The sequence below is a fragment of the Streptomyces bambusae genome, from assembly GCF_019400985.1.
Classification (GTDB): domain Bacteria; phylum Actinomycetota; class Actinomycetes; order Streptomycetales; family Streptomycetaceae; genus Streptomyces; species Streptomyces bambusae_A.
Map to the genome: position 1 here is coordinate 1 of NZ_WTFF01000464.1, position 4427 is coordinate 4427.

Consider the following 4427-nt stretch of genomic DNA (forward strand, 5'->3'; position numbering starts at 1 on the left):
GTGCGGCCCCCCCCGCCGGTCTTCTTCGAGCGGTGCGAGCGCCAGGGCCCGAGGGGCTCCGGAAAGGCCACCTCCAAGCCCCTGTTCGGGGCGACGGGGCGGAAGCGGCCCAAGCGCGGCACCCCCTGACCAAGGGGGGGGCCCCGCCCCCGCCCCCCCGCGCCTAAACCGCCGGGGGGGCGGGACAAACCCAGCCCCGCCGGCGTTTGAGGCGGCCCGGGCGCGGAGCGCACGGAACGGGGTCCGGGGCGGAGCCCCGGGTTCGGGAAGGGGCGGGGTGGGGAAGAGGCCCCCGCGCAGCGGCCCCAGCCTGCGCTTCGTCGGCTACCGCTGGCTCGGCTTCTTCTTCGGCACGATGTACGCGCTCATGTCCGGAGCCACCCAGCGCCCCTTCGGCCGGACGTTCTCCGGCCCGCCCGGCGGCGGGTCGCCCACCGTGTCCAGCGCCTGCCGCGCCAGCGGCGCCCGCAGCGGCGAGAAACGCGGATTGGTCCGCAGAGCCTCCTGGAGGTGGCGGCGCGCCGACGCCTCGTCACCGAGGCCGAACTCGATCTGGGCCCGGTGGTAGGAGAAGTCCGCGTTGCGCAGGCCCAGCTCGGTCGCCTTCTTCGCGTACTCCAGGGCCGACTCGTCGTCGCCCGCCCGGTGCAGCGCCCACCCCAGGGCGTCCGCCACCTGCACGTTCTTGTGCCGCGACCACTCCGCGGTCAGCCGCCGCACCGCGTTCGCCGGCTCCCCGTGGTCCGCCTCGTACAGGCCGAGGACCACCTCCTCGTTCACCCCCTTCGCCGTCCGCTCCGCCGCCAGCACGGCCACCTGCGCGTACGGGTCCTGCGCCTCCTCGCGGCGCCCCAGCGACTCCAGCAGCTCGCCCAGCTCCAGCGCCAGCGCCGGCACCGGCACCCGGCCCAGCGCCAGCCGGTAGTCCCGTACCGCCTCCCCGTGCCGCCCCAGCGAGGCCAGCGCCCGCGCCCGGCCGCCCAGCGCCCCGCCGTGCGCCGGATCGGCCCGCAGCGCGCCCTCGTACTGCTGCAGCGCCTCCGCCGACTCCCCGCGCTCCCAGGCCAGTTCGCCCAGCCGGAACATCGCGTACGCCTTCTCCGCCGGCGACTTCGCCGCCCCCGCCGCATGCTCCATCGACGCCGTCGCGTCCTCGCGCCAGCCGCGGTCCCGGTAGACCTGCGCGGCCTTGGCGTACCCCACGAGCCCCGGCCGCAGGTCCAGCAGCCGCTCCATCGCCTTCTCGGCCGCCTTGTAGTCGCCGAGCCCGGAGTAGGCGTCCACCAGCACCGGGTACGCCGTCCAGCGCTGCGGCGACTGCGCCCGCACCAGCTCGGCCCACTTCTTCGCGGTCCCGAAGTCGCCCCGGGCACCGGCCAGTGCGCCCATGGCCGTCATCGCGTCGAAGTTGCCCTTCTCGGCCGGCCGCAGCGCCAGGGACCGCTTCAGCGCCGCCTCCGCCTTCGGGTACCAGACGGGTTCCGCCGTCCGCCGCGCCTGTTCCAGGTACGCCGACCCCAGCACCGCCCACGACTCCTCGTCGTCGGCGTGCTTCTTCAGCCAACCCTCCCGGTCCGCGATCAGCGCCGTCAGGTCCACGGCCGCCGCCGGCGCACCCATGCCCACGGCGGCGGCCGCCCGCTGGCTGGGCGCCGGCGGGCGCGCGTCGTCGGCCTGCCCCGCGGGCCGGATCACCAGGGCCGCTCCGATCAGTACGACCGCGACCGCCGCCGCGACGAGCGTCTTGCGGCCGGTGAAGGTCACGGGCGCCGGCGGGCGGTATTCCTCGTCCATGAAGTCCACCCGCTCACTGTGCGTCAATATGAAGAGCTTGCCGCGGTGTCCGAACGGGGGCGCGGCCGGGTTCACACCGATGGCCCCGAATGCCACGCTGATCCCATGGACCCTCAGGCCCCCGCAGAGCCCGTAGACGCCGTAGACCCTGTGGCCCCCGCGGACCCCGTAGACCTCGCGGACCCCGTAGACCCCGCGGACCCCGCGGACCCCGCGGACCCCGCGGACCGCGCGGCCGAACTCCGCGACCGGCTCCTGAAGGGCCTGCCGCCCGAGGCGCTGATCACCGACCCCCAGGTCACCGCCTCCTACGCCACCGACATGGCGAGCTTCTGCGCCGCCGGCACCCCCGCCGCCGTCGTCGTGCCCCGCACCGTCGAGCAGGTCCAGCACGTCATGCGCACCGCCACCGAGCTGCGCGTCCCCGTCGTCCCCCAGGGCGCCCGCACCGGCCTGTCCGGCGGCGCCAACGCCACCGACGGCTGCATCGTGCTCTCCCTGCTGAAGATGGACCGCATCCTGGAGATCGCCGCCGTCGACCGGATCGCCGTCGTGGAGCCCGGCGTCGTCAACGCCGTCCTGTCCCGGGCCGTCGCCGAACACGGCCTGTACTACCCGCCCGACCCCTCCAGCTGGGAACAGTGCACGATCGGCGGCAACATCGGCACCGCCTCCGGCGGGCTGTGCTGCGTCAAGTACGGGGTCACCGCCGAGTACGTCCTCGGTCTCGACGTCGTCCTCGCCGACGGGCGGCTGCTGCGCACCGGCCGCCGCACCGCCAAGGGCGTCGCCGGGTACGACCTCACCCGGCTGTTCGTCGGCTCCGAGGGCAGCCTCGGCATCGTCGTCGGCGCCGTCCTCGCCCTGCGCCCCGCCCCGCCGCGGCAGCTGGCGCTCGCCGCCGAATTCCCCTCGGCGGCCGCCGCCTGCGCCGCCGTGTGCGCGGTCATGGAAGCCGGCCACACCCCCTCGCTGCTGGAGCTGATGGACCGCACCACCGTCCGCGCCGTCAACCGGCTCGGCAGGATGGGGTTGCCCGAGACCACCGAGGCACTGCTGCTGGCCGCGTTCGACACCCCGCACGCCCCCGCCGACCTCGCCGCCGTGGGCGAGCTGTGCACGGCCGCCGGGGCCACCGCCGTCGTCCCCGCCGAGGACGAGGCGGAGTCCGAACTCCTCCTCCAGGCCCGCCGGATGTCGCTGACCGCCCTGGAGGCGCTGCGCCCGGCCACGATGATCGACGACGTGTGCGTACCGCGCTCCCGGCTGGCCGACATGCTCGACGGCACGGCCGCCGTAGCCGCCCGGTACGGCCTGACCATCGGGGTCTGCGCCCATGCCGGCGACGGCAACACCCACCCCGTGGTCTGCTTCGACCCGGCCGACCCCGACGAGACCGCCCGGGCCCGCGCCTCCTTCGACGAGATCATGGCCCTGGGCCTGGAACTGGGCGGCACGATCACCGGCGAGCACGGGGTCGGCGTGCTGAAGAAGGAGTGGCTCGCCCGCGAACTGGGCCCGGTCGGCCTGGAGATGCAGCGGGCGGTCAAGCAGGCCTTCGACCCGCTGGGCCTGCTCAACCCGGGCAAGCTCTTCTGAGACGGCCCGGCCGGACTCATGCCTCGCCGTCCCCGGAGTCGTCCGAGGGCCACGGATCGCGCAGCCACAGCTCGTCGGCCGGGGTCGGCGCCAGCAGCTCCGCCAGCGCGGCGTCCAGGCCCAGCCGCTCGGCCTCGCAGCCGGGCGGCACCAGGCGCAGGGTCCGCTCCAGCCAGGCCGACACCCTGCCGGCCGGGGCCTCCAGCAACGCGTCGCCGTCGGGGGAGCTCAGCGCCATGCACAGCACCGCCCGGTCCTCGACCTTGGTGGGCCAGATCCGTACGTCGCCGTGACCGCAGGGCCGGAACACCCCCTCGACCAGCAGCTCACGCGCGAACGTCCAGTTCACCGGGGTGTGGGAGCCGGTGTGGAAGGTGATGTGCACGGCGTACGGGTCGTCGGCCCGGTACGTGAACCGCGCGGGCACGGCGATGCTCCGCTCGGGGGACAGGACCAGCCTGAGCTCCAGCTCGCGCTCGACGGCGGGGGAGTGGGAGTGGTGCATGACATGCCTCGCTTCGGTCCGTGCCGGGCCGGATCTCGGCCCCGCACCCGGAGAGAGCACCGAAGTGCCGGGCTATGACGCGACTTCGCGGGACCACCGGAATCTGGCCGATTTCTTTCGGCTGACCGAAAAGCGATCTCGGGCTCACGTTCCCCCGAAGGTCTGCATTCTCCCGTTACCGGACCTGCCGGAGGGGGGTTCTTGGCTATGGTCCTCCCTTGCACAAGCCTCAAGCCACGATCGGAGTTGGGGACATGACGGCCTCCCCTGGTGACGGCGAGCACGCCCGCGAGGGCTACTACCCCGACCCGTCCATCCCCGGGTACATCCGCTACTGGAACGGCGCGTCCTGGGTCCCCGGTACGAGCCGCCCGGCGGCCCCGGCCGACGAGACGGGCCCGGTCTTCCTCGACGACACTTCGCTGACCGCGGCCGTCGTCCCGGAACGGGCGGCGACCGCGCCGGCGGCACCGTCCCCGCCCGCGCCCGCGCCCGCGCCCGCGGCGTCTGCGCCCGCGCCGTCCGTGCC

4 protein-coding genes are annotated in these 4427 nt (G+C 74.8%); 2 read left to right on the forward strand and 2 right to left on the reverse strand.

Features of this window, described 5'->3' with window-relative positions; genetic code table 11:
* Positions 1-324: 324 nt before the first annotated feature.
* Positions 325-1890, reverse strand: coding sequence for a tetratricopeptide repeat protein (locus GPJ59_RS34015; protein WP_308120636.1), 1566 nt, complete (start codon positions 1888-1890; stop codon positions 325-327).
* A 9-nt stretch (positions 1891-1899) separates the two neighbouring features.
* Between GPJ59_RS34015 and GPJ59_RS34020 the strand changes: the two genes are divergently transcribed.
* Positions 1900-3393, forward strand: a complete 1494-nt coding sequence (locus GPJ59_RS34020; protein WP_258025327.1) for an FAD-binding oxidoreductase — start codon at positions 1900-1902, stop codon at positions 3391-3393.
* Between the two features lie 16 nt (positions 3394-3409).
* On the opposite strand, the gene GPJ59_RS34025 is transcribed toward GPJ59_RS34020, so the two are convergent.
* Positions 3410-3898, reverse strand: a complete 489-nt coding sequence (locus GPJ59_RS34025) for an SsgA family sporulation/cell division regulator (protein WP_219671818.1) — start codon at positions 3896-3898, stop codon at positions 3410-3412.
* A 254-nt stretch (positions 3899-4152) separates the two neighbouring features.
* On the opposite strand from GPJ59_RS34025, the gene GPJ59_RS34030 reads away from it, so the two are divergent.
* The coding region (locus GPJ59_RS34030; protein ID WP_219671820.1) for a DUF2510 domain-containing protein at positions 4153-4427 on the forward strand (275 nt) is incomplete at its 3' end.

Bases quoted from the DNA above. Each gene is read 5' to 3' on its own strand.
- GPJ59_RS34025 (WP_219671818.1), bottom strand. From the start codon at position 3,898: ATGCACCACTCCCACTCCCCCGCCGTCGAGCGCGAGCTGGAGCTCAGG.
- GPJ59_RS34020 (WP_258025327.1), top strand. From the start codon at position 1,900: ATGGACCCTCAGGCCCCCGCAGAGCCCGTAGACGCCGTAGACCCTGTG.